This window comes from Patulibacter ginsengiterrae, from assembly GCF_056269115.1.
This window is the reverse complement of the sequence record NZ_JBWDOG010000001.1, coordinates 411,339-434,237: the sequence shown is the minus strand read 5'-3', so window position 1 is coordinate 434,237 and position 22,899 is coordinate 411,339. Positions and strand designations below refer to the sequence as shown.

Below are 22,899 nucleotides of genomic sequence, written 5' to 3'. Positions count from 1 at the left end.
CGTCCGTTGTCCCGCATGCGGACCGTCGACCGCAACCCGTGGACCCCATACGCAAGCGATGTTGCGTGCCGATCCGGCCGCGCGGGCCGCTAGCGTCGGCGACGACGACCGAAGCCGAGGACCTGCGTGCGCCCAGAACAGAACATCCCCAGGACGGTCCTCGTGACGACGCTCACCGTGGTCTCGGTGATCGCGTCGATCGGGCTGCTGTACCTGCTTCGCGGCCCGATCTCGTGGCTGATCATCGCCGCCTTCCTCGCGGTCGCGGTCGCCGGGCCGATCAAGTGGTGCGAGCGCTGGATGTCGCGGCGGAAGGCGATCCTGCTCGTCTATGTCGTGCTGCTGCTGATCCCGACGCTGCTCGCCCTGATCATGCTGCCGCCGATCGTGCGGGCGGCGTCGAACCTGGTCGACCAGGCGCCCGACTACGCGGGGCAGCTGCAGAAGGCGGTCACCGACAACGAGACCCTGAACAAGCTCGACGACGACTTCCACATCGTCCAGCAGATCCAGAAGAGCGCCGACAAGCTGCCGGAGCAGCTGGGCAACGCCGCGTCGTGGCTGGGCGACCTCGGGCTCGGGATCGTCAACTCGGCCTTCGCCGCGGTGACGATCCTGATCTTCAGCGTGTTCCTCGTCGCCAACGGCCGCAGCTGGGTCGAGGCACTGCTCGCGTACGGGCCCGGCGAGCGACGCGACCGTCTGCGGGCGGTCCTCGACCGGATGGCCGACGCGGTCGGCTCCTACATCGCCGGGGCGCTGTTCCAGGCCGTGGTCGCCGGTCTCCTGACCTGGGTCGTGCTGCTGATCCTGGGGGTGCCGTTCGCGGCGCCGCTGGCCGTGCTGGTGGCCGTCTTCGACCTGATCCCGATGGTCGGCGCGACGATCGCGGCGGTCGTGGTCGGAATCGTGACCCTGTTCCACGACTTCCCGACGGTCACGATCATCTGGGTGGTCTGGTCGATCGTCTACCAGCAGGTCGAGAACACCGTGATCCAGCCGCGGATCCAGAACCGCGCGGTGGGCATCCACCCGTTCGCGGTGATGGTCGCCGTGCTCTTCGGCGGGACCCTCTTCGGCGTCGCGGGGGCGCTGCTGGCGGTGCCGTTCGCCGCGGCGGTCCAGATCGGCCTAGCGGAGTGGTGGCGGTGGCGGGCGGAGCGCCAGGCGTCGCTGGACGAGGGCTCCGAGCCGTCGCCGCGCGACGAGCCGCCGGCCGGCCAGCCGACGACGGCCTGAGCGGGGCTCCACCGGCCGTCCGGCCAGCGGCGGTCCGGGGGAGCCCGCGCGGCGGACGCCCCCGGAGCGGGACACGGCCCGTCGGCGGAGCGGCGTCCGCCGACGGTCAGGAGTCGTGGTGCCCGTGCAGCTGGGCCAGCGAGCCCTGGAAGCGCTGCAGCTCCTCGGGCGGGATCGCGTAGGTGTGCTCGCGGGCCGGGAACGCGCCGTGCTTGACGTCGCTGGCGAACTCGCGGACGGCCGCGATCATCTCCTCGCGCAGGTTCGCGTACTGCTTGACGAACTTGGCGGTGTGGCCGTCGAGCAGCCCGAGCAGGTCGTGCCAGACGAGCACCTGGCCGTCGGTCGAGGCGCCGGCGCCGATCCCGATCACGGGGATGTCGAGCAGCGGCATCAGCTCCTCGGCGACCGCGGCCGGGATCGCCTCGAGCACGATCGCGCAACAGCCGGCGTCCTGGAGCGCCAGCGCGTCGACGACCATCTGCGACGCCTGGTTGGCCTTGCGGCTCTGGGCGCGGAGGCCCCCGAGCGCGTTGGCGGTCTGGGGAGTCAGGCCGAGGTGACCGACGACCGGGATCCCGGCGCGGACGATCGCGTGGGCGCGGTCGACCATCATCCCGCCGCCCTCGAGCTTGACCGCCTGGGCGCCGGCCTCCTTGACGAACCGCTGGGCGGTCTTGATCGCGTCGTAGTCGGAGGCCTCGTACGAGCCGAACGGCAGGTCGGAGACCATGAAGCTGGCGTGGAGGCCGCGGCGGACGGCACGGTTGAGCATCAGCAGCTCGTCGACGGTCGCGGGGACGGTCGAGTCGAGGCCGAGCACCGTCGTCGCCGCGCTGTCGCCGACGAGCACCATCTCGACCCCGGCGGCCTCGGCCACCAGCGCGGAGGGGTAGTCGTAGGCGGTCACCATCACGAGCTTCTCGCCCTGGTGCTTCTGCTCGAGCAGCGAGGTCACGGTGACCGGGCTGCGGTCGGGGGTCTGACGGTCGAGGGTGCGGGGGCTGGCGGACATGAGCGGTTCTCCGGGAGTGGAGGGGTGGGGCGGGAGGCGCGGAGCCTCAGACGGCGTGACCGGCGGGCTGCGGATGGGTAGACGTCGCCGGGTCGGTGGCGGTGCCGGTCAGGAGCGTGGCGACGGCGTCGTCGACGTCGATGATCCGGTTGCTGCCCTGCTCGACGTGGACGACGACCGGTTCGTAGGTCGCCAGGTCCTCGCGGCTGTACTGGGCGTAGCTGATGACGATGATCGTGTCGCCACGGTGCACGAGCCGGGCGGCGGCGCCGTTGACCTTGACCTCGCCCGAGCCGCGCTCGCCGACGATCGTGTAGGTCTCGAACCGCTGGCCGTTGTCGACGTTGACGACGGCGACCTGCTCGTGGACGAGGATGTCGGCGGCCTCCAGCAGGTCCGGATCGATCGTGATCGAGCCGACGTAGTGCAGGTCGCTGTCGGTCACCGTCGCGCGGTGGATCTTGGACTTGAGCATCGTGCGCTGCATCGGGGTCACCCCTGGTGGCTGATCGAACGGGACGGGACGGTCGCGTCGCGGTCGAGCGGATCGACCAGCTCGGCGACCGGTGTGAGCAGGACGTTGTCGATCAGTCGCACGGGACCGACCGGAACGGCGACGGCGAGCAGCGAGGAGGCGTCGATCCGCTCGCGCTCGCCGAGCGTCTCGGGATCGACGATCGCCAGGTACTCGGGGGTCAGGCCGGCCTCGGCGAGGACCCCGACGGCGAGCGCGGTGACGGTCGCGGCGTCGTGCTCGCCCCCGGCGACGGCGGCGACGGCGGCCTCGAGCGCCCGCGGGATCGCGATGGCCTGGCGGCGGTCGGCGGGGGAGAGGCGGACGTTGCGGCTCGACAGCGCCAACCCGTCCGGCTCGCGCACCGTGTCGCCGACGACGATCTCGATCGGCAGGTTGAGGTCGCGCACCAGCCGCTTGACGACCAGCACCTGCTGGGCGTCCTTGGCCCCGAACAGGACCACGTCCGGCTGGACCATGTTCAGCAGCTTGGTGACGACGGTGGTCACGCCGTGGAAGTGCTCGGGGCCGCGGTGTGCGCCCTCGAGCCGCTCCGTGAGCCCGCCCGAGACCCGGATCTCGGTGCTGAAGCCGTCGGGGTAGACCTCGTCGACCGACGGCACGAACAGCACCTGGGCGCCGGCGTCGGCGGCAGTCGCGGCGTCGTCGGCCTCGGTCCGCGGGTAGGCGGCGAGGTCGCCGGCGTCGCCGAACTGGCGCGGGTTGACGAACAGCGAGACGATCGTCTCGTCGTTGCGGGCGTGGGCGGCGCGGATCAGGGAGACGTGCCCCTCGTGGAGGGCGCCCATCGTCGGGACGAGGCCGATGCTGCGCCCGGCGGCACGGGCCTGGCGGACGTAGGCGCGGAGGTCGCGGACGCTGTGGATGGTCCTCATGCGGGGGTTCCGATCGGGGTCGTGGTCGTCGTGCCCGTCCCGCCGCGGCGGGAGGCGAGGCGCTCGGTCGCGCCGGTCAGGAGGGCGAACAGCTCGAGGTCGGCCGGAGCGAGGCGCTCGGCGACCGCGGCCCGCTGGCGGGCGACGGTCGCGTCGTCGCCGCGCGCGACCGGTCCGGTCAGGGCGGAGGCGGCCCCGTCGGTCTGCCAGCCGTCGACGGCGGCACGGACCAGCGGTCCGAGCAAGCTGCGGTCGACGCCGGCGGTGGCGGCCAGGCGGGTGGCGAGGTCCTCGACGGCGTGGAGGTAGTTGGCGGCGATCGAGGCCGCGGCGTGGTAGGCGGCGCGGTTCTCGTCGGCGACCCGGACCGACCGCATCCCCAGCGTCGAGGCCAGGGCCTCGGCCGCGGCGAGCGCGCGGGGCGAGCCTCCGGCGACCGCGCAGGGGGCGCCGGCCAGGACGCTCTCGGCCCCGGTCACCGTCATCAGCGGGTGGAGCGAGAAGCGCTCGTGGGGGGCGAGCACGGCGAGCGTGGTGGCGCCGGAGCAGTGGCCGACGAGCGGGCCGTCCTCGCGCCGCTCGATCGCGACGGCGGCGTCGGCGATCGCCGCGTCCGGAACGGCGAGCAGGACCAGGTCGTCGCCGTGGCCGGCGTAGCCGCGACCGTGGGGGCCGCTGACGGAGACGCCCGCCTCCCGCAGCGCGCGCGTCAGCGCGGCACCGAGCCGTCCTCGTCCGACGACGGAACAGCGGGGGTTCTGCGCACGGTCAGATGCGCTCGGACGGAAGTCCATCTCGTCTCCGGTCCAGCTCCACGAGGGATGCCGGTCGCGTGAAAGGGAAGTGATCAGGGTGCTGCGGGTGAGGGTCTGTCCCGTGACCGAAGTCGTGGTGACGGCCCTAACGGAGTTCTAGCACGCCGTTCGAGAAGTACAACCCTGTAAAAGCGGGTATGAAATCCAGTGTTTTGGCGCTCCCGCTAGCCTCGATGAGGTGACCGCGCCCGCAACAGCCACGACCGCGCGCCGCGCCCGGCTGGCGGAGCTGCGGGAACAGGCCCGGGGCTGCGAGCGCTGCCCGCAGCTGGCGGCGAACCGGACGACCGTCGTCTTCGGCTCGGGCGACCCCGACGCCGACCTGCTGCTCGTCGGAGAGGCGCCGGGCCAGAACGAGGACCGTCAGGGGCAGCCGATGGTCGGGGCCCCGGGGCGGCTGCTGGTCGAGCTGCTCGGCGAGATCGGGATCCGGCGCGACGAGGTCTACGTGGCCAACATCCTCAAGTGCCGGCCGCCTCACAACCGCGATCCGCTGATCGAGGAGATCGAGCACTGCCGCTCGTACCTCGAGCAGCAGCTGCTGTTGATCCAGCCGAAGGTCGTCTGCGCGCTGGGCAACTTCGCGACCAAGCTGCTGCGCGACGACCCGAGCGGGATCCGGGCCGTCCACGGCCAGGTCGAGGTCCGCCTGATCGGGCAGCGCGCGGTCTGGCTGCTGCCGCTCTTCCATCCTGCCGCCGCGCTCTACCAGCGCAGCAACCTCGACCTGCTGCGGGAGGACCTGGCGCGGGTGCCGCCGTTGCTCGACCTGCCGGCGCCGCCGCAACCGGAGCAGCGGCCGGAGCCGCGCCCCGACGAGGAGGCCGCGGAGGACGACCCCGCGAGCTCTGAGGGGCGGCCGGAGGCGGAGCCGGCTGCGCCCGGTGCCGATGACGCCGACGACGCCGACGAGTCCCCGCAGCTCGGGCTCTTCTAGGCGCGACCGACCCCCGTGGACCTCTTCGGCTTCCTCCCGTACTCCGGGCAGAACGTGGCCCTGGTCGGCGCCCAGGCGGCGCTGGTCGCGCTGCCGGCCGCGGGCCTGCCGGTCTTCGCGCGGCGGTTCGCCGGGCGCGCCTGGTCGCTGGTGCTGCCGCTCTCGATCGCGATCGTCGTCGCCGTCCTGGCCGTGCTGCCGGGTGCCGCCAGCGGGCTGACCTGGCTGTCGCTGGTGGCGGTCCCGCTGCTGGCCGCGGCGGCCCTCGGCTGGGCGATGCGCGGGGCGCGGCCGTGGCTGGCGGTGCTGGCGCTGCCGGCCCTCGTGCTGGCCGTCGTCGCCGAGGGCGAGCGGGTCGGCCAGGTCGCGGCGCTGCTGCTGACGGCGCTCAGCTGCGTGACCCTCGGCCGGCTGCTGGCCGGGGTCGTGGGGGAGGCGCCGACCACCGGTTCCGGGCGGCTCGCGGACCTGCTCCACCGCCACCCGATGGCGCCGATCCGGATCGCGCTGGTCGCGATGGCCGTGATCGACGCGATCCTGGTCTTCTCCGGGCAGCTCGAGGTGCCGAACAACGCGCTCAACGCGGCCGCGCCGAGCGCCGAGCTGCCGCGGTTGCAGTTCCTCCACCTGAACGGCGCCTCGATGGGCTACGGCGACGTCTTCGTGGCCGGCGTGCTCGGCGCGGTCCTGGCCTTCGAGGGCGCGAGCCGGCGGCTCCAGCTGGCGGCGGCCGGGGTGACGCTCGTGCTCTCGCTGCTGTTCGACCTGCTGTTCGCGCTCGACAGCATCCGGACCCTGCCCGCGACCGTCCCGGTGGCCACGGCGACGCTGCTGTTCGGCGGCTTCCTCGGGGGCCGCCGCAGGGCCGGGGAATCCGCCGTCGCGGTCCCCGGTCCGCGGCCGCTCAGCCGACCGCAGGGTCGCTGATCACCGGGGCGGTGCCGGGGACCGGCTCGCCCTCGGCGACGGTCCGGACGCCCGGGGCCGGCGGGGTCCACCAGGCGAGGCCGAGCGTGACCGCCGCCGCCGCGGCCTGGGCGATCAGGACGATCGTGGCGAACTCGGTCGCGGTCCAGCCGCTGCGGGCGAGGAAGGCGATCTCGCCGACGGCCAGCACGAGCAGCGGGACCAGGTGCCGGTGGCGCCCGATCGCCGACAGGTACTGGACCGACATCAGCGTGATCGAGAGCAGCAGCATCGCGATCCCCAGCAGCGGCAGCGCCCCGGCGGCGGTGTCGAAGCCCTCGCCGAAGGCGGTCCGCAGCAGCCACTCGGGGATCGCCACGAAGATCGCGATCGCCGGCAGGCCGATCAGGAAGAGGAAGACCAGCGCTCGCCGCAGGACCGGGTGGGGGTTCTCCCCGGCGACCGCCCGCCGGGTCGCCTCGGGAAGCAGCTGGAGCGCCACGCCGACGGCGACCCAGACGACGGCCTTCGCCGCCACCGCCGCCGCCGCGTAGGAGCCGGCGACCGAGTCGTCGAGCTCGCGCTTGGCGAGGATCGTGTCGACGTTCTGCATGATCGCCACGAGCAGCAGCGAGAAGATCACCGTTCGCTCCCACTTGGCGAGCTGCCAGAGCGGGGTCGGCCGCTCGTGGCTGCGGACGGAGCCGCCACCGACGTGCTTCTGGCGGAGCCGGTGGTCCATCCCGACCGCCAGCAGGGCGAAGGCGATCGGCGCGGCCGCGAACGCACCGGTGACCTCCATCCCGATCGAGACGAGGATGATCGCCGCGCCCAGGCGCAGGACCGCCTCCATCACGATCGAGCCGGCGACGGCGTCGAAGTCGCGGAGGCCCTGGAGCGCCCCGCGCTGGAGGCAGACGAGCAGGTAGAGCACGCCCGAGACGGGGAGCACCGCCGCCGCCCAGGCGTGGCTGTCGACCCCGATCAGCTGCGCCAGCGGCTCGCGGAAGACGATCCCGAGCACGGCCGCGACAGCCGAGATCAGCAGCGCCTGGCGGGTCCACTGGGCGACCTCGCGGTACGGCTCGTCGTGGCCCTGCTCGGTCCAGCGGACGATCGCGCGGGCGGCCGCCGCCTGCATCGCCTGGCCGGAGACCTGGAGGATCAGGAACGCGGCGACCAGGGCGGCGAGCGAGGCGTACCCCGTCTTGCCGAGCAGACGCGTCAGCAGGACGGTGAAGACCAGCTGGATCGCGTTGTTGAGCATCGACGCGGCGGCGAGCTCCGCCGTCCGGCCCGTATCGGTGCTGCGCAGCCGCTTGAGGCGCGCGAGCATGCCGGTGGTCGGGCGTTCCGATGGATCCTGCCCCGTCGGCGCGGGAGCGTCGGACGACACGATCGGGGAAGCGTAGATGACTTACACTCGACGGAGATGCGTCCTGCGCGCCGTGCCTCGGATCGGGACCTCGCCCGCGCCACCGCCCCCGACCTCCGGCGCACCACGTCGCCCGTCGAGACGGAGCGGCTCGGCGGCGAGGTCGCCGGACGACTCGAGGCCGGCGACGTCGTGCTGCTCCGCGGCGAGCTGGGGGCCGGCAAGACCACGTTCGTGCGCGGGGCCGCGGCGGCGATCGGCGCGGCCGGCCGGGTCACCTCGCCGACCTTCGCACTGGCCAACCGCTACGACGGGCCGTCGTTGCGGATCGCCCACCTCGACCTGTACCGCCTGGCCGGGCTCGGCGAGGACGACGAGGACCTGATCGAGGAGGAGCTGTCCGGTGCCGTGATCGCGTTCGTCGAATGGCCCGACCCGGTCGCGGCGCTGGTCGCCGACCGGACCGCGCTCGAGGTCGAGCTGCGCCACGCCGGCGACGACGCCCGCGAGATCGAGCTGCGGTGGGCACGATGACCGGCGACGGAGGCGATCACGTGCGGTTCCGCCCGAGCGCGTCGGGCCTGGTGCTCGGGCTCGACACCGCGACCCCGGCGACGGTCGCCGCGGTGCTGCGCGGTGACGGCCACGGCGTCGCGCGGACCGAGTCCCCCGAGCCGGGCGAGCGGCCCGCGCACACCCGTCGCCTGCTGGCGATGGCCGGAGAGCTGCTCGACGAGGTCGGGGGCCGCTGGACCGACGTCGAGCGGGTCGTGATCGGGCTCGGGCCCGGCACCTTCACCGGGATCCGGATCGGCGTCGCGACCGCCCGCGCGGTCGCGCTGGCCGCGAGCGTGCCGGCCGTCGGGATCCCGACCCCCGCCGCGCTGGCGCTCGCCGCGAGCGAGGACGTCCCGGACGGGCCGGTGCTGGTCGTCCAGGACGCGCGCCGCAAGGAGCTCTTCCTGACCCTGGTCGCCCCCGGGACGCTGCCCGACGGCGCTCGCGGCCTGCATCCGTGGACGGTGCCGCACGAGGAGCTGGCGACCGCGGTCGCCGCGCTCCACCCGCTGCCGCTGGTGGCGGTCGGCGACGGGGCCGCGCAGCACCGCGAGACCCTGATCGCGCTCGGGATCGCCGTCCCCGAGGACCCGCGCCGGCACGCTGTCGACGGGCTCCAGCTGATCGCGGCGGCCGCGACGACGGCGCCCACGGGGGCCGACGACCTACGGCCGGTGTACGTTCGGGACGCAGACGCCATTCCGACCGCGCTCCGCCGGTGATCCCTCCCGTACCCGACTCGACCCCCGACTCCGTCGCCCCCGAGGCCGTCCGCAGCGGCACGGCCTGCGGCGTCGCGATCCAGCGGCTGACCTTCGCCGACATGCCGCAGGTGCTGGCGATCGAGCGGCGCAGCTACCGGGCGCCGTGGTCGCTGGCGATGTTCGTGCTCGAGACCGCCAAGTCCGGCGGGCTCTGCGTGGTCGCGCGAGCGTTCAACCGCGGCGAGGGTGCCGCCGCACCGGCGCCGATCGTCGGCTACGCGATCGTCAGCCGCTACGACGACGCCTTCCACGTGATGAACATCTGCGTCGAGCCGAACCGGCGTCGCGAGGGCATCGCCCGCGCGCTGCTGGAGCACGTGATCGAACGAGCCGGCGGCGGCGACGCCCGGCTGACGCTGGAGGTCCGCCCGTCGAACGTCGGCGCGCGGACGCTCTACGACGACCTCGGCTTCCTGTCGGTCGGGACCCGCCGTCGCTACTACCGCGACGACGGCGAGGACGCCCTGATCATGTGGAGGACCGCCGCGACGCTGCGGGGCGAGATCGACGACATCCCCGGTGCCGAGCCGCCGAAGAAGGGCCGGACCGGCCTCTCCGGCCTCGGCGGCGGCAACGGCTCCGGCGGATTTCCCGGTTCCGGCGGGCCGGTCCCGCCCGACGTTCCGGGCACCACCATCCCCAAGCACTCGGGACGTCCCTCATGATCCTCGCGATCGAGACCAGCTGTGACGACACCTGCGCCGCGGTGGTCGACGACGACGGGACGATCCGCTCCAACGTGATCTCCAGCCAGGGGATCCACGACGACTACGGCGGGGTCGTCCCCGAGCTGGCGGCCCGCGCGCACGCCGAGCGCTGCGACCTGGTCGTGGCCGACGCGCTGCGGACCGCCGGGGTCACGCTCGACGCGATCGACCGGATCGCCGTGACCCGGGGGCCCGGGCTCGTCGGCGCGCTGCTGGTCGGCCTGCAGACCGCGAAGGCGCTGGCCGTCGTCCGCGGTCTGCCGCTGATCCCCGTCGACCACCTCGACGGTCACCTGCTGGCCTGCACGCTCCAGCCGATCGGCTTCGCGCCGCCGTTCATCGCCTTGGTCGCCTCCGGCGGGCACACCTTCATCGCCCGGGTCGACGGCCCGGACCAGGTCGAGGAGCTCGGCAGCACGCTCGACGACGCCGCCGGCGAGGCGGTCGACAAGGGCGCGCGGATGCTCGGGCTGCCGTACCCCGGCGGACCCCATCTGGAGCGTCTGGCGGCGACCGGCGACCCGACCGCGTTCGCGTTCCCGACCGCCAAGGGCGTCAAGGGCCTCGACTTCTCGTTCGCGGGACTGAAGACCTCGCTGCTCTACAAGATCCGCGATCTAGGGGAGGAGGAGGTCGCCGCTCGCCGGGCTGACCTCGCCGCCTCCTACCAGCACGCGGTCGTCGAGACGCTGGCGATCCGGGTCGAGCGGGCCCTGCGCGAGACCGGGATCCGGCGGCTGGCGGTCGGCGGCGGGGTCGCGGCGAACGGGCCGCTGCGGGCGCGGCTCGAGGCGCTCGACGCCGAGGTCGCGATCCCCGACCGCTCGCTCTGCACGGACAACGCGGCGATGATCGCGGCGGTCGCGATGCACCGTCCGGCGCTGCCGGTCGAGGAGGTCGCCGGGCTCGAGCCGTACGCGACCGGGCAGCGCCCGCCGCTGGTCGCCGCCTCCTGAGGGGCGCGTCCGACCCGCGGGGACGGGCGCGGCGCGGTCACGCGGACGGCGCCGACACGACGGGTGGGGGACCGCCGCGGACGAAGCTACCGCCGGTCGGTGACGGTCCGGCCGGTACGAGAGTCTGCTGTTCGGTCGATCACCAGCCGCCCGGACCACGCGGTCTGCGAGGATCTGGAGGTGTCCGCTGCCCCCGAGGTCGTCGTCTTCTTGCGCGCTGGCTGTCATCTGTGCGGTGACGCGCTAGCCGATCTAGAGGTGCTTCGCGAGCAGGAGCCGTTCGTGGTCCGCACCGTCGACATCGAGCGCGACGACCGCCTGCACGCCCGCTACCTCGAGCGGATCCCGGTGATCGCCGTGGCCGGCGAGGAGCTCTGCGACTTCGCGGTCGACGGCGAGCGGGTGCTGGCTGCCGTCCGCGACCTGCGCGATCGCCGTGCCGCGGTCGGTGGACCGGAGGCCCCCCGGGTCCCGACCCCGCCCGCCGCCCGCCGGATCGTGACCACGCCGCTGGTGGCGGCCAAGCCGGTCGCGACGGTCGAGGCGCCTGCGCCCAGCGACGTCGTCGTCGCCGGGACCGAGGTCGATCCGGAGGCCCCGGCCGTGCCCGAGGTCCGCCTCGGGGTCGGCCAGGCCGAGCGGCTCTCCCGGTACCTCCAGGTGCTGACTCAGGCGCGCAAGATGGGGCGCGCGACGATGAGTTCGCAGGAGCTGTCGGACCACACCCACGTCAACAGCACCCAGATCCGCCGCGACCTCTCCGGCTTCGGCCGCTTCGGCAAGCGCGGCGTCGGCTACGACGTCGAGGAGCTGGTGGTCAAGATCCGCGGGATCCTGCACACCAGCACCCACGTCGGGATCCTGCTGCTCGGTGCCGGCTACCTCGGCCGCGCGATCGCCGGCAGCGACGTCTTCGCCGACCACGGCTTCGAGATCGTCGCCGTGCTCGACAACGACCCGGCGAAGATCGGGACCCCGATCGGGGACCTCGCGATCGGTGACGTTCGTCACCTCGGCGACGTCGTCCGCGAGAACAAGATCGTCGTCGGCGTGATCGCCTCGCCGGCCAAGGCGGCCCAGAGCCTGGCTGACGAGCTGGTCGAAGCCGGCGTCCAGATCATCTTCAACTACAGCGGCACGCTGCTGCGCACGCCCGCCGGAGTGACGGTCCATACGTCAAGCCCCGCCGTGGATCTGTTGCACGCCCTGTACTACTACCTGGCCTAGATGGTGACTTCCGCGACCAATCCGAAGGGCAGCGCCTGATGGGCGCCGATGCCGAGATCAACCTCGTCGCCGCGGAGGCGGCGTACGCGGCCGGGACCGACGGGACGGTCGGGATCGAGGAGGAGTTCATGCTCCTCGATCCCGGGACCCTCGACCTGGTGACCCGCTTCGAGGAGCTGCAGGCGCCGTGCCTCGAGGACCCCGTCCTCGCGGCCTCGGTCGCCGGGGAGCTGATCCGGACCGAGATCGAGATCCGGTCCGGGAAGGGCAACGACCTGGCCGACGCGCTCGACCGCCAGCGCGATCACCGCACGCGCCTGTTCGCGCAGGCCGAGCGGCTCGGGATCGCGCTCGGGGCGACCGGCACGCACCCGTGGGACGACTACCGCCAGCAGACGTTCATCGACACCGAGCACTACCGCCGGGTCGTCGACGGGCTGCGCTGGGTGGCCCGTCGCAACGCGACCTTCTCGCTCCACGTCCACATCGGGATCCGCGACGCCGACCGGGCGATCGCCGTCTGCGACCGGCTGCGTCCGATCCTGCCGATGCTGCTGGCACTTTCGGCGAACTCGCCGTTCGTCGACGGGCTCGACACCGGCCTGCACTCGATGCGGACGCAGACCTTCACCAAGTCGTTCCCGCGCTGCGGCGTGCCGGACCACTTCGGCTCGTGGCGTGCGTTCAGCGAGTACCTGGAGCTGCTGGTGGCGACCCGCTCGGTCGTCGAGTACACCCAGGTCTGGTGGTCGGTGCGGCCGCACATCGCCTTCGGCACGGTCGAGGTCCGGATCTGCGACGCGCAGAGCACCGCCGCCGAGTCCGAGGCCCTGACCGGCCTGATCGTGGCCTGCGCGCTGCAGGCCGCCCGCGATCACGACGAGGGCCGGCCGTTCGAGCCGCCGACCGGTCGCTTGATCGAGGAGAACATGTGGCGGGCGATCCGCGACGGTCGCTCCGGCCTGCTGGTCGACTGGGAGACCGTCTCGGAGTACCCTGCGACCGACGTCGCCGACCGCCTGCTGGCGTGGACGGCCCCGGTCCGCCAGGAGCTCGGGATCGAGCCGTACTTCCCCGGTGAGAACGGCGCCCAGCGCCAGAACCGCCGGGTCGTCGAGGGCGCCTCGCCGGCGGAGGCGTTCGCCGCCGCCGTCGCCGAGACCCAGGCCAGCTACCCGTCGTCGTCGCGAGTCCCCGTAGAACCCACCGAGGAGCGCATCCCGTGAGCACGCAGGACCCGAACCCCCAGGATCCGAACGCCGGCCGCCAGCCCAGCGAGGAGGAGCTGATGGCGGCCTACGAGGAGCAGATGCGCAACGTGCGCGTCGAGGAGGTCCTCGTCCAGTCGCTGGCCAGCATGATCGAGCTCGGCGGCCGCCGAGCGGGTCTCGCTCCGGGTGCCGACGGCAAGCCCGATCCGGCCGACCCGGAGCAGCTGCGGGTGGCGATCGAGGCGATCAAGGCGCTCCAGCCCGTGGCGGCCCCGCTGCTCGGGCCGAACGCCGGCCAGGTCGACCAGGCGCTCGCCCAGCTGCAGGTCGCCTACGCCAAGCTGACCGGTGGACCGGCCGACGGCGGCGGCACCCCCGGCGGTGCGGCTCCGGCCGACGGGAGCGGACAGCCCGGCGGCGGCCAGCAGCCGCCGAACCAGCCCGGCGGCGGCCGGCTCTGGGTTCCGGGCCAGTAGCAGCGGCCCGCTAGGACGGCGGTCGGCCCGGGTTCTCGGGTCCGCCGCTGCCCACCCGCCGGGGCCGCGACCGAGCGGTCTCCGGGGGCGGATGACGGCCCCTTGACGGCACCGGCCGCGGTGGAGCGTAGACTGCCGCCTCGGCCATGGCCGAACGTCGCCTCCACGGACTCCAGCGCGTCCTCGGGACCAACGCGCTCTTCTCGACCGCCTACGGCAACGTCGGCTCGTCGATCTACTACGCCCTCGGGCTGGTGGCCGGCTTCGCGCTTGGCCTGACGCCGGTCGTCTTCGTCATCACCGGCGTCATCTTCTATCTGACGGCCGCCACCTACGCCGAGGCGACCTCGATGTACCCCGAGGCGGGCGGGTCGTCGAGCTTCGCGCGCCGCGCCTTCAACGAGTTCTGGTCGTTCTTCGCGGCGTGGGGCCAGATGCTCAACTACACGATCACGATCGCGATCAGCTCGTACTTCGTGCCCCACTACCTCGGGGGACTGTTCGAGCCGTTGAGCTTCCTGCGCCACGCGCCGGGAGACGTCGTCTTCGCGATGGTCGTGATCGCGATCCTGGCCGCGATCAACATCATCGGCGCCAGGGAGTCGGCCGGGGTCAACATCGCGCTGGCCGTCACCGACTTCCTGACCCAGGTGCTGCTGGTCGGGCTCGGGATGTTCCTCGTCTTCAGCCCCGAGGTCCTGATCGACAACGTCCACCTCGGCTTCGCGCCGCAGTGGAAGGACTTCCTGATCGCGATCCCGATCGGGATGGTCGCCTACACCGGGATCGAGACGATCTCGAACATGGCCGAGGAGGCCAAGGACGCGGGCACCACGGTCCCGGCGGCGATCAAGCGGGTGGTGATCGCGGTCTTCGCGATCTACGCCTTCCTGCCGATGGTCGCGCTCTCCGCGCTGCCGGTCACGCAGGACTCGAAGACCGGCGAGTACTCGACCTTGCTGGGCCTGCCGGAGAGCGACGGCGGATTCGCCGGCGACCCGATCCTCGGCGTGGTCAAGAACATGGACCTGGGCTTCCTCCAGCAGCCGGTCCAGATCTACGTCGGCCTGCTCGCGGCGACGATCCTGTTCCTCGCCACCAACGCCGGCGTGATCGGCGTCTCGCGGCTGGTCTACTCGATGGGCATCCACCGCCAGATGCCCGATCGGCTGCGGACCCTGCACCCGAAGTTCGGCACGCCGTGGGTCGGGATCCTGCTGTTCGGGCTGCTCGCCGCGCTCGCCGTGATCCCGGGCAAGGCCGACTTCCTCAGCAACATGTACGCGTTCGGCGCGATGCTGTCGTTCACGATCGCGCACCTGGCGGTGATCCGCCTGCGCACGGTCGAGGCCGACTTCGACCGGCCCTACCGCGGGCCGGGCAACATCCGGATCCGCGGCGTCTCGTGGCCGATCTTCGCGATCGTCGGCGGCCTCGGCACCGGGATCGCCTTCATCGTCGTGATCGCGCTGCATCCCGCGGTCGCCGCCGCGGGCGTCGGCTGGATGGTCGTGGGCCTGGTCGTCTATCCGCTCTACCGCCGCAGCCAGGGGCTCGACCTCACGTCGACCCACAAGATCGCGACCCCCGAGGCGGTGGTCGACCACGAGGCCGAGTACGAGTCGGTGATCGTCGCGCTGCTCGGTCTGCGCTACTCCGAGGGCGCGATCGCGACCGCCGCGACGGTCGCCGCCAAGCGCCGCCGCGGCATCTACCTGCTGGTGCCGATCGTGGTCCCGCAGTCGTCCCCGATCGGGGCCCGGCTGCCGGAGCAGGAGCGGGCGGCGGAGGCCCTGATCGAGGAGGCCCGGCTGCAGGTCGGCAGCCGCCTCCAGGGACGCTGGGTCAAGGTCCGGGCCGGGCAGTTCGGCCGCGTCGTCGTCGAGCACGCGCGCACGACCAAGGCCCGCGCGATCGTGATGTCGATCCCGCCGAAGGTCTCCGGCGGGGGCATCAACCGCAGCATCGACACCGTGATGGCCGAGCGGCCGTGCCGGGTGATCCTCCAGGCGGACCCCGAGGCGCGGACCGTCGCCCAGCTCTCCGAGGCCCAGGAGGTCAACGTATGAGCCGTGGTCTGTACGGGGCGGCGACGATCGTGCTGTCCTCGCTGGTCGCCGTGATCGGGGTCGTGATGATCGTGATCGCGCTGGTCGGCGGCGGGGGACCGCTCGCCCGCGGCGTGCTGGTCGGGGCGCTGTTCGTGCTCGCCGGCGCCGGCCGCGCCTGGATGGCCTGGAAGGGCCCGGGGCACGTCGCCGCGCAAGACGCCGAGGACCGCCGAGAGGGCGACGATGGCTGAGTCGGCCCCGCCCGCACCGCCCGCCCGCCCGCGCGGGTTGGCCGACCGGACGCTCGGCTCGCCGACGCTGTTCGCGATCACCTACGCCGCCGTCGCCGGCGGCCTCTACCTGCTGCTCGGGCCGATCGCCGGTGCCGCTCTCGGGGCGACGCCGCTGGTGATGCTGGCCGCCGCGCTGCTCTTCGGCCTCGCGGTGATGAGCTACGTCGAGGGGGCCTCGCTGCACCCCGAGCGCGGCGGCTCGCCGACCTTCGCCCGCCACGCCTTCGATGAGGCGTGGAGCTTCGTCGCGGCCTGGTCGCTGCTGCTCGACTCGATCCTGCTGACCGCCGCCGCGACGCTCGCGGCGACCAACTACCTGGCGGCGATCTGGGCCGAGACGGCCCGCGGCTGGGTCGAGCTGGCGATCGCCGCCCTGATCCTGCTGCTGATCACGCGCCGGGCGATCCGCGGCGGCGTCGGCGGGCTCTCGTTCCAGGCCGGCCGGCTCAGCGCGGTCGTGGCCATCGACCTCGCGCTGCAGGCGCTGGTCGTCGTGCTCGGGATCGTCCTGGTGTCCGACCCGGGCTCGCTGGTGGAGGGACTGCAGCACGGCTCGGCTCCCGACCTCCAGGGGGTGCTCTTCGGGCTGGGGGCGGCGATGGTCGTCGTCACCGGCCTCGAGTCGGCGTCCGGGCTCGCGGGGGAGATCCGGATCGGGCGGGCCGGGCTGCGGCGGCTGGTCGTGACCCTGCCGCTGGTCATGTGCCTGCTCTACGCCGGGGTCGCGACGATCGGCCTGATGGCGTTGCCGGTCGAGGACGGCGCGACGGCGCTGGGGGAGCGCTGGGTCGACGCCCCGATCCTGGGGATCGTCGACGCGCTCGGCAGCTCGATCGTGGTCGACGTGCTGAAGGTGGTCGTCGGTCTCGCCGCCGCCGGGACCCTGGTCGGGATGGCGCTGGGCTCGCTCGGCAGCGCCGGACGGATCACCGCCCAGATGGCCCGCCACCGCCAGATGCCGACACGGCTCGGGCGGTTGCACCGGACCTACGGGACCCCGTGGCTGGTGATCGGCACGACCGCACTGGCCGCGGCGGTGCTCGTGGGCTTCCGCGACATGAACGCGCTGGTCGGGATGATGGCGTTCGGGGTGATGCTCGCGACGACGATCGCGCACGTCTCGGTGATCCGCCTGCGCTTCACCGAGCCCGACCTGCCACGGCCGTACCGGATCCCGCTCAACGTGCCGTTCCGCGGCCGGTCGCTGCCGATTCCGGCGGTCCTCGGCGCGGTCCTCAGCGCGCTCGTCTGGGTGTCGATCGTGGTCTCGCACCCGGCGGCGCGTGCGGTCGGCCTGACCTGGCTGGTGGTCGGCTTCGTCGGCTACGTCGTCTACCGCCGGACCCGCGGCCTGCCCGTCCGCGGGCGCGTGTCGGTGCCCGAGCGGGCGCTGCGGGGGATGGAGGAGAGCCGCCCGGTCTACGGGTCGATCCTGGTCCCGGTGCTCGGCACCGCGCTCGACGACGACCTGATCCAGACCGCCGGGCGGCTGGCCGGGGGCGAGGACGAGACCGACGCAGAGGCCAAGGCGGCGGTGATCGAGGCGGTCTGGATCCACGTGCTGCCGATGTCGCTGCCGATCGACGGTCCGCTGCCGGACGGCCGCCGGGCGGAGGCCAAGGCCGCGCTCGCCCGGGCTCGCGCGGTCGGCGAGGAGTACGAGGGCGTGCGGGTGGCGACCTCGGCGATCCGCGCCCGCGCGCTCGGCAAGGCGATCGTCGACGAGGCGGCCCGGCGCGGCTGCCAGGCGATCGTGATGGTCGCCCCGCCGCCGGCCGGGCGTTCGCGCAGCGGTCGCGCCGGGGCCGCGCTCGGGGCCCGTGGCGGTCGCGGGGACACCCTCAGCGGGGCGGCCCGCTACGTGGTCGACAAGGCCCCCTGCCAGGTGATCCTGACCGCTCCGGCGCTGGACGAGACCGAGGCCGCGATGCGCAAGCGCCGCGAGGAGACCGCCGGCCCCGACGACGACGGTGGCCTGACCGACGACGACGCCCGCTGGCTCGAGCAGCTCTGACCGGCCCTCCTCGAGCGGGTGAGGCCCTAGGATCCGGTCGATGATCGACTGGAGCCTCGGCAGCTACGAGCGGACGGCGGCGCAGCTCGCCCCGGCCGCGGGGCACGTCGTCGAGGTCGCGGAGATCGCGCCCGGCGAGCGGGTCCTCGACGTCGGTTGCGGGACCGGCAACGCCGCCCTGCTGGCCGCGATGCGCGGCGCGCAGGTGACCGGGGTCGATCCGGCCGAGCGCCTGCTCGGGGTCGCCGCCCGCCGTGCGGCGACCGCGGGGATCGAGGCCGAGTGGGTCCAGGGCGACGCGCTGGCGCTGCCGTTCGCCGACGACGGCTTCGACGTGACGCTCTCGGTCTTCGGCGTGATCTTCGCCCGTCCGGCCGAGGAGGCCGTCGCGGAGCTGGTGCGGGTGACCGCGCCCGGCGGCCGGATCGTGCTCACGACCTGGACCAACGACGGGGCGCTCGCCGCCGGTGGGGCGGTCCTGCGGCAGGCGCTGGCGGAACGGCAGCCGGGCTCGACGGCCGGTCCGGCCCCGCGCGACTGGGGCAACCCGGACCACCTGCGGGCGCTGTTCGCCCCGCACGGGCTGGTCCCGGAGGTCGACGCCCAGCCGCACGCGTTCACCGCCGACTCGCCGGAGTCGTTCGCCGCCGAGTGGATGGACCTGCACCCGATGTGGCTCGCCGCCCGGCCGGTGCTCGGGGACGAGGCCTACCTCGCGCTGCGCGAGCCGCTGGTCGCCGCGCTCGCCGACGGCAACGAGGATCCGCAGGCGTTCCGGGCCACCAGCAGCGCGCTGCTGGTACGGGTCGACCTGCCGTAGGACCCTGGCTCCACGCCCGCCGAGACGACCGTCTCAGCCGCCGTCCCACGGCGGGGTGGTGGGGGTGGGGCCGGCATCGCGCTACAGTGCCGCGCGTATGTTCGTGCTGATCGTTGGAGCCGGCCGAGTCGGCGCAGCTGTCGCGCAATCGATGCTCGCGCAGGGGCATGAGGTGTCGGTCCTGGACGAGGACCCCCTCAGTCACGAGCGGCTCGATGCGGGACTCTCGACCTCGTGGGAGGAGGCCGGTGGCCGCTTCACGGTGGGGCAGGGGATCGAGATCGAAGCCCTGCGTGAGGCGGGGATCGGCGACGCCGACTTCTTCATCGCCTCGACCGACGGGGACAACACCAACCTGGTGATCGCCCAGGTCGCGCAGAAGCGGTTCGGGATCACCACGGTGATCGCCCGGGTGATGGATCCGGCCCGCGCCACCTGGTACGCCGAGCAGGGCGTGCGGACGATCTGTCCGACGCTCCAGGCGATCAGCATGTTCGAGTCGGCGATCGCCGAGGTCTCCTGATGTACGTCGTGATCGCCGGTGGCGGCAAGGTCGGCTGGAACCTCGCCCGGGAGCTGATCGACAAGGGCCACGAGGTGACCCTGATCGAGCAGACGCGACGGCGCTACCTCACGATCGAGGAGGAGCTGGAGCACGCCGTGCAGTACGGCGACGCGACCGAGATGTGGGTCCTCGAGCGGGCGGGCATCCAGCGCGCCGAGCTGGTCGTGGCGGTCACGGGCGACGACGAGGACAACATCCTCATCTGCCAGATGGCGCGCGAGAAGTACGACATCCAGCGGACGATCGCCCGGGTCAACAACCCGCGCAACCGCGAGCTGTTCGACCTGCTCGGGGTCGCGCCGGTGGTCTCGGCCACCGACCTGATCCTGCGCCTGATCGAGCACGAGGTCCCGAGCTTCGGCCTGGTCCACCTGCTCGACCTCCACGCCGAGCGGCTGGAGATCGTCGAGGTCGAGGTCTCGGAGGGCGCAGCCGTCGCTGGTCGCCGGGTCTCCGAGATCGCGATGCCGGAGGGGTCGCTGATCATCTCGGTGCTGCGCGCCGGGGCCGGCTTCGTGCCGAAGGCCGAGACGGTGATCGAGGCCGGCGACGAGGTCCTGGTCGTGCTCGATCCAGGCCTCGAGGAGCGGATCACCGGGCTCTTCGACAGCCCGGTCTGACGCTCGGCGGTGGCGGACGGCGCCGTCCGAGCCGTCTACCCGGTAAGCGGGGGGCACGCCGCGCGATTCGGCCGCTCACGCTAGTATTCCCGTTCGCGAAACGCCTCGTCGCGAACGCCTTGCGGGATGGTGTAATTGGCAACACACCGGTTTCTGGTACCGGCATTCAAGGTTCGAGTCCTTGTCCCGCAGTTCGAGAGCGTCGCCCTTCTGGGCGGCGCTCTTTTTTGTTGGTCGAGAACGGCCCGGGGGACCCCTTCGTGCGGTTGGGTGCAAGCCGCTCGTGCGCTTGGGCGCAACCGGCTCGTGCCGTTGGTCTCTACCGCATTCGTGCCCTAGGCTCGACGTATGGCTTGGAACATCGTGATCGCCGGGGGCGGGTTCGGCGGACTGCAGACCGCCCGCACCCTCGAACGGCTGCTGCCGCACCACAGCGCGCAGCTGACGCTCGTCTCCGACCAGAACTTCATGCTCTACACCCCGCTGCTGCCGGGGGCCGCGGCGGGCACGCTCGAACCACGCCACACGGTCGTGCCGCTGCGCGAGCAGCTGAAGAGCACCAACCTGCGGCTGGCCTCGGTGACCGGGGCGGACCCGGCCCGCAAGGTCCTGAAGATCACGACGGCCGACGGGCGCGCCCAGGAGCTGCCCTACGACCAGCTGATCGTGTCGGTGGGCTCGGTCTCCCGCACGCTGCCGATCCCGGGGCTCGCCGAGCACGCGGTCGGGATGAAGACGCTGCCCGAGGCGATCGCGCTCCGCAATCGCCTGCTCCAGAGCCTCGAGGTCGCCGAGGGGATCGACGATCCCGCCGAGCGTGTGTCGTGGCTGACCTACGTCTTCGTCGGCGCCGGCTACGCCGGGCTCGAGGGCCTGGCCGAGCTGCAGGACTTCGCGACCGACATGCTCGACCGCTACCCCCGCTGCCGGCTCCAGGGCGTCCGCTTCATCCTCGTCGAGGCCCAGGACCGGGTCATGCCCGAGGTGCCCGAGTCGCTGGCCAACTTCGTGATCTCCGAGCTCAAGGCGCGCGGGATCGAGGTCCGTACCGGGACCACGATCGACGCGATGACGGCCGACACGGCGACCCTCGCCGGCGGCGAGGTCGTGCCGACCCACACCGTCGTCTGGACCGCGGGCGTCAAGCCGAGCCCGGTCGTCAAGCGGCTCGGGCTGCCGCTCGACGAGAAGAGCGGCCGGATCGTCGTCGACCGGACGCTCCGCGTGCCCGGCGTCGACGGGGTCTGGGCGATCGGCGACGCCGCCCACGTCCCCGACCCGCGCGACCTGACGCGGCCGGCCCCGCCGACCGCGCAGCACGCGATCCGTCAGGGCCGCAAGGTCGCCAAGAACGTCGCCGGCTCGCTGTCCGGGAAGCGCCCGACCAACTTCCGCTACAAGACGCTCGGGGTCTTCGTCGACCTCGGGCGGGGCGAGGCGGTCGCGTCGACGATGGGGATCCGCTGGCGCGGCGTGCCGGCCTGGTTCCTGGCCCGCACGTACCACCTGGCCTCGATGCCGGGGATGACCCGCAAGATCCGGCTGGTCGCCGACTGGACCGTCGGCCTGTTCTTCGGCCGCGACGGCTCCGAGCTCGGGCGGCTGGGCCATCCCGGGCGGCTCGACACTCCCGACCTGATCGCGACCGAGCGGAGCGCGGCGGACGTGCAGGAGACGCTGGCCGCGAAGGCCGCCGACGAGCCGACGGCGGCCGAGGCGGCCCCGACCGCGGGCGAGGACGCGGCGACGGCTGCCGACGCCCCGGAGGACCCGACGACGCCGTCGACGACGGCCACTCCGAAGGACTAGCGGCCGGCGGCACCCCGAGGGGCGCCCGCCGGTCCGCTCAGCGGTCGTACTGCTTGAGCTTCTCGTTGTCCATCAGCCTGATCAGGGCCGAGCTGTAGGACGGGTCGGTCGCGTAGCCGGCCTTGTGGATCGCCTGGGCGAAGCGGTCCGGGTCGTCGGTGAAGGCGAACGCGGGGGCGTAGCGGCTGTTCTGGACCAGGAACTGGCCGTGGTCGTCGAACGACTCCTGCATTCCCGGGTACATCCGGAACTGGCCGATCTGGCGGACGAGGCCGCCGGATTCGCTCTCGTAGGTCGGCTTGTGGACGCAGCCGACCGCCAGCGTCGACCAGCGGAAGATGCCGGGGCTGCCGGTGACCGACTGGGCCTTGATCCCGAAGTAGTTGTTGGCGCCGGCGGTCGACACGCCCGACCCGGACTCCTGGATGCCCTGGGCGAGGGTCACCGAGGCGGGCACGCGGGTCGCGGCGGCCGAGGCCTGCGCGATCGGCGCGGCGGCGGCGATGAACGCCTTGCGGTCGGCGGGAGCGGGAACGAGCGGGACCGTCGCGACCGACGAACAGCGACCCTGACCCGGGTTCGCCTCGGCCGGCGAGCCGGGATCGGGGAAGCCGCAGAAGCCCGCGACGAGCGCGTTCTTCTCGTTCTCGACCGACGAGTCGGGGATGTAGCCGATGCGGCCGTTGGGCAGCTTGATCCGGTCCCAGATCCGCGACGCGCCGTACTTGCCGGTCATCGGGACCGCGTTCATCTGGCAGGAGACCCGGATCCGGGTGTCCCGGCGGACCGACCCGACCGACCCCGTCCGCTCCGGGGTCTTGCGGACCTTCAGGCGGGTCCCGGACCGCAGCCGGACGTACCCCCAGGAGGTCGGACGCCGGTTGACGGTACGGGTCGTCGATGGCTGCGACGCGGCCGTGGTCGTCGCGGCCGAGCCGCTGCCGGAGGCCCCGGACGAGGAGGCTGAGGTGCCGCCGGAGCTGGCGGCGGAGGCCACCGCCGGCGTGGTCGCGGCCGCCGCGGTCAGGAGGGCCGTCGCGAACAGGGGCGTGATGGCGTGGCGTAGGGGCATCGTTCTCTGGAACCGGTGAGGGACGGAAGGGTTGCGGTCGGGCGCGGAACGTTCCGCTG

General features: G+C 73.1%; 23 protein-coding genes and 1 tRNA gene. 18 read left to right on the top strand and 6 right to left on the bottom strand.

What is annotated here, in order from left to right; all coding sequences use genetic code 11:
* The first annotated feature begins 162 nt into the window (after positions 1–162).
* Positions 163–1,239: an AI-2E family transporter gene (locus tag ACVUH9_RS01950; protein ID WP_475753407.1), complete on the top strand. Its 1,077-nt coding sequence runs from the start codon at positions 163–165 to the stop codon at positions 1,237–1,239.
* 106 nt (positions 1,240–1,345) lie between these two features.
* Here ACVUH9_RS01950 and panB read toward each other — a convergent pair whose 3' ends face one another.
* The 4 genes from panB to ACVUH9_RS01930 are packed head-to-tail and all read right to left on the bottom strand — an operon-like array spanning position 1,346 to position 4,458.
* Positions 1,346–2,254 carry a 3-methyl-2-oxobutanoate hydroxymethyltransferase gene (panB, locus tag ACVUH9_RS01945; RefSeq protein WP_475753405.1) on the bottom strand — a complete coding sequence of 303 codons (909 nt, stop codon included), beginning with the start codon at positions 2,252–2,254 and terminating at the stop codon, positions 1,346–1,348.
* 46 nt (positions 2,255–2,300) lie between these two features.
* On the bottom strand, positions 2,301–2,741 hold the full coding sequence (gene panD / locus ACVUH9_RS01940; RefSeq protein WP_475753403.1) for an aspartate 1-decarboxylase: 441 nt from the start codon (positions 2,739–2,741) through the stop codon (positions 2,301–2,303).
* 5 nt (positions 2,742–2,746) lie between these two features.
* Positions 2,747–3,664, bottom strand: coding sequence for a pantoate--beta-alanine ligase (panC, locus tag ACVUH9_RS01935; protein WP_475753402.1), 918 nt, complete (start codon positions 3,662–3,664; stop codon positions 2,747–2,749).
* A complete protein-coding gene (locus ACVUH9_RS01930) occupies positions 3,661–4,458 on the bottom strand; it encodes a DUF2520 domain-containing protein (RefSeq protein WP_475753400.1) in 798 nt (265 codons plus the stop codon). Before ACVUH9_RS01930 ends, panC begins: the two co-directional genes overlap by 4 nt.
* Positions 4,459–4,657: 199 nt before the next feature.
* Here ACVUH9_RS01930 and ACVUH9_RS01925 point away from each other — a divergent pair, with 199 nt between their 5' ends.
* Together ACVUH9_RS01925 and ACVUH9_RS01920 are read left to right on the top strand one after the other, a co-directional pair.
* Complete coding sequence (locus tag ACVUH9_RS01925; RefSeq protein WP_475753398.1) at positions 4,658–5,416, top strand: uracil-DNA glycosylase; 759 nt, start codon at positions 4,658–4,660, stop codon at positions 5,414–5,416.
* A gap of 15 nt (positions 5,417–5,431) precedes the next feature.
* On the top strand, positions 5,432–6,343 hold the full coding sequence (locus ACVUH9_RS01920; protein WP_475753396.1) for a hypothetical protein: 912 nt from the start codon (positions 5,432–5,434) through the stop codon (positions 6,341–6,343).
* Here ACVUH9_RS01920 and ACVUH9_RS01915 read toward each other — a convergent pair.
* Positions 6,321–7,718, bottom strand: coding sequence for a lipopolysaccharide biosynthesis protein (locus tag ACVUH9_RS01915; RefSeq protein ID WP_475753394.1), 1,398 nt, complete (start codon positions 7,716–7,718; stop codon positions 6,321–6,323). The genes ACVUH9_RS01920 and ACVUH9_RS01915 overlap by 23 nt on opposite strands.
* A gap of 36 nt (positions 7,719–7,754) precedes the next feature.
* Here ACVUH9_RS01915 and tsaE point away from each other — a divergent pair, with 36 nt between their 5' ends.
* From tsaE to ACVUH9_RS01840, 15 genes are all read left to right on the top strand, one after another.
* A complete protein-coding gene (tsaE, locus tag ACVUH9_RS01910; protein ID WP_475753393.1) occupies positions 7,755–8,231 on the top strand; it encodes a tRNA (adenosine(37)-N6)-threonylcarbamoyltransferase complex ATPase subunit type 1 TsaE in 477 nt (158 codons plus the stop codon).
* Positions 8,228–8,977 carry a tRNA (adenosine(37)-N6)-threonylcarbamoyltransferase complex dimerization subunit type 1 TsaB gene (gene tsaB, locus ACVUH9_RS01905; RefSeq protein ID WP_475753391.1) on the top strand — a complete coding sequence of 250 codons (750 nt, stop codon included), beginning with the start codon at positions 8,228–8,230 and terminating at the stop codon, positions 8,975–8,977. The genes tsaE and tsaB overlap by 4 nt, the downstream gene beginning before the upstream one ends.
* Positions 8,974–9,684 carry a ribosomal protein S18-alanine N-acetyltransferase gene (gene rimI, locus ACVUH9_RS01900; RefSeq protein WP_475753389.1) on the top strand — a complete coding sequence of 237 codons (711 nt, stop codon included), beginning with the start codon at positions 8,974–8,976 and terminating at the stop codon, positions 9,682–9,684. Before tsaB ends, rimI begins: the two co-directional genes overlap by 4 nt.
* Complete coding sequence (gene tsaD / locus ACVUH9_RS01895) at positions 9,681–10,682, top strand: tRNA (adenosine(37)-N6)-threonylcarbamoyltransferase complex transferase subunit TsaD (protein ID WP_475753387.1); 1,002 nt, start codon at positions 9,681–9,683, stop codon at positions 10,680–10,682. Before rimI ends, tsaD begins: the two co-directional genes overlap by 4 nt.
* A gap of 180 nt (positions 10,683–10,862) precedes the next feature.
* Positions 10,863–11,909: a redox-sensing transcriptional repressor Rex gene (locus tag ACVUH9_RS01890; protein ID WP_475753385.1), complete on the top strand. Its 1,047-nt coding sequence runs from the start codon at positions 10,863–10,865 to the stop codon at positions 11,907–11,909.
* A 38-nt stretch (positions 11,910–11,947) separates the two neighbouring features.
* Positions 11,948–13,135, top strand: coding sequence for a carboxylate-amine ligase (locus ACVUH9_RS01885; RefSeq protein WP_475753383.1), 1,188 nt, complete (start codon positions 11,948–11,950; stop codon positions 13,133–13,135).
* Positions 13,132–13,596, top strand: a complete 465-nt coding sequence (locus ACVUH9_RS01880; protein ID WP_475753382.1) for a hypothetical protein — start codon at positions 13,132–13,134, stop codon at positions 13,594–13,596. The genes ACVUH9_RS01885 and ACVUH9_RS01880 overlap by 4 nt, the downstream gene beginning before the upstream one ends.
* Before the next feature lie 146 nt (positions 13,597–13,742).
* Positions 13,743–15,665 (top strand): APC family permease, encoded by a 1,923-nt coding sequence (locus ACVUH9_RS01875; protein WP_475753380.1) that lies wholly within the window; start codon positions 13,743–13,745, stop codon positions 15,663–15,665.
* A complete protein-coding gene (locus ACVUH9_RS01870) occupies positions 15,662–15,898 on the top strand; it encodes a hypothetical protein (protein WP_475753378.1) in 237 nt (78 codons plus the stop codon). Before ACVUH9_RS01875 ends, ACVUH9_RS01870 begins: the two co-directional genes overlap by 4 nt.
* Entirely contained in the window at positions 15,891–17,954 is a 2,064-nt protein-coding gene (locus tag ACVUH9_RS01865; RefSeq protein WP_475753377.1) for an APC family permease, read from the top strand. Before ACVUH9_RS01870 ends, ACVUH9_RS01865 begins: the two co-directional genes overlap by 8 nt.
* Before the next feature lie 40 nt (positions 17,955–17,994).
* A complete protein-coding gene (locus tag ACVUH9_RS01860; protein ID WP_475753375.1) occupies positions 17,995–18,774 on the top strand; it encodes a class I SAM-dependent methyltransferase in 780 nt (259 codons plus the stop codon).
* A gap of 97 nt (positions 18,775–18,871) precedes the next feature.
* Positions 18,872–19,297 carry an NAD-binding protein gene (locus tag ACVUH9_RS01855; protein WP_475753373.1) on the top strand — a complete coding sequence of 142 codons (426 nt, stop codon included), beginning with the start codon at positions 18,872–18,874 and terminating at the stop codon, positions 19,295–19,297.
* A complete protein-coding gene (locus ACVUH9_RS01850; protein ID WP_475753371.1) occupies positions 19,297–19,959 on the top strand; it encodes a potassium channel family protein in 663 nt (220 codons plus the stop codon). The genes ACVUH9_RS01855 and ACVUH9_RS01850 overlap by 1 nt, the downstream gene beginning before the upstream one ends.
* Positions 19,960–20,079: 120 nt before the next feature.
* A tRNA-Gln gene (locus ACVUH9_RS01845) sits at positions 20,080–20,151 on the top strand.
* A 156-nt stretch (positions 20,152–20,307) separates the two neighbouring features.
* A complete protein-coding gene (locus ACVUH9_RS01840; RefSeq protein WP_475753369.1) occupies positions 20,308–21,768 on the top strand; it encodes an NAD(P)/FAD-dependent oxidoreductase in 1,461 nt (486 codons plus the stop codon).
* Between the two features lie 37 nt (positions 21,769–21,805).
* On the opposite strand, the gene ACVUH9_RS01835 is transcribed toward ACVUH9_RS01840, so the two are convergent.
* Entirely contained in the window at positions 21,806–22,840 is a 1,035-nt protein-coding gene (locus ACVUH9_RS01835; protein WP_475753367.1) for a glucosaminidase domain-containing protein, read from the bottom strand.
* Positions 22,841–22,899 lie beyond the last annotated feature (59 nt).

Coding starts and splice junctions, on each gene's coding strand:
- panB (WP_475753405.1), bottom strand. CDS start 2,254: ATGTCCGCCAGCCCCCGCACCCTCGACCGTCAGACCCCCGACCGCAGC.
- panD (WP_475753403.1), bottom strand. CDS start 2,741: ATGCAGCGCACGATGCTCAAGTCCAAGATCCACCGCGCGACGGTGACC.
- panC (WP_475753402.1), bottom strand. CDS start 3,664: ATGAGGACCATCCACAGCGTCCGCGACCTCCGCGCCTACGTCCGCCAG.
- ACVUH9_RS01930 (WP_475753400.1), bottom strand. CDS start 4,458: ATGGACTTCCGTCCGAGCGCATCTGACCGTGCGCAGAACCCCCGCTGT.
- tsaE (WP_475753393.1), top strand. CDS start 7,755: ATGCGTCCTGCGCGCCGTGCCTCGGATCGGGACCTCGCCCGCGCCACC.
- tsaB (WP_475753391.1), top strand. CDS start 8,228: ATGACCGGCGACGGAGGCGATCACGTGCGGTTCCGCCCGAGCGCGTCG.
- tsaD (WP_475753387.1), top strand. CDS start 9,681: ATGATCCTCGCGATCGAGACCAGCTGTGACGACACCTGCGCCGCGGTG.
- ACVUH9_RS01885 (WP_475753383.1), top strand. CDS start 11,948: ATGGGCGCCGATGCCGAGATCAACCTCGTCGCCGCGGAGGCGGCGTAC.
- ACVUH9_RS01875 (WP_475753380.1), top strand. CDS start 13,743: ATGGCCGAACGTCGCCTCCACGGACTCCAGCGCGTCCTCGGGACCAAC.
- ACVUH9_RS01870 (WP_475753378.1), top strand. CDS start 15,662: ATGAGCCGTGGTCTGTACGGGGCGGCGACGATCGTGCTGTCCTCGCTG.
- ACVUH9_RS01865 (WP_475753377.1), top strand. CDS start 15,891: ATGGCTGAGTCGGCCCCGCCCGCACCGCCCGCCCGCCCGCGCGGGTTG.
- ACVUH9_RS01860 (WP_475753375.1), top strand. CDS start 17,995: ATGATCGACTGGAGCCTCGGCAGCTACGAGCGGACGGCGGCGCAGCTC.
- ACVUH9_RS01855 (WP_475753373.1), top strand. CDS start 18,872: ATGTTCGTGCTGATCGTTGGAGCCGGCCGAGTCGGCGCAGCTGTCGCG.
- ACVUH9_RS01850 (WP_475753371.1), top strand. CDS start 19,297: ATGTACGTCGTGATCGCCGGTGGCGGCAAGGTCGGCTGGAACCTCGCC.
- ACVUH9_RS01840 (WP_475753369.1), top strand. CDS start 20,308: ATGGCTTGGAACATCGTGATCGCCGGGGGCGGGTTCGGCGGACTGCAG.
- ACVUH9_RS01835 (WP_475753367.1), bottom strand. CDS start 22,840: ATGCCCCTACGCCACGCCATCACGCCCCTGTTCGCGACGGCCCTCCTG.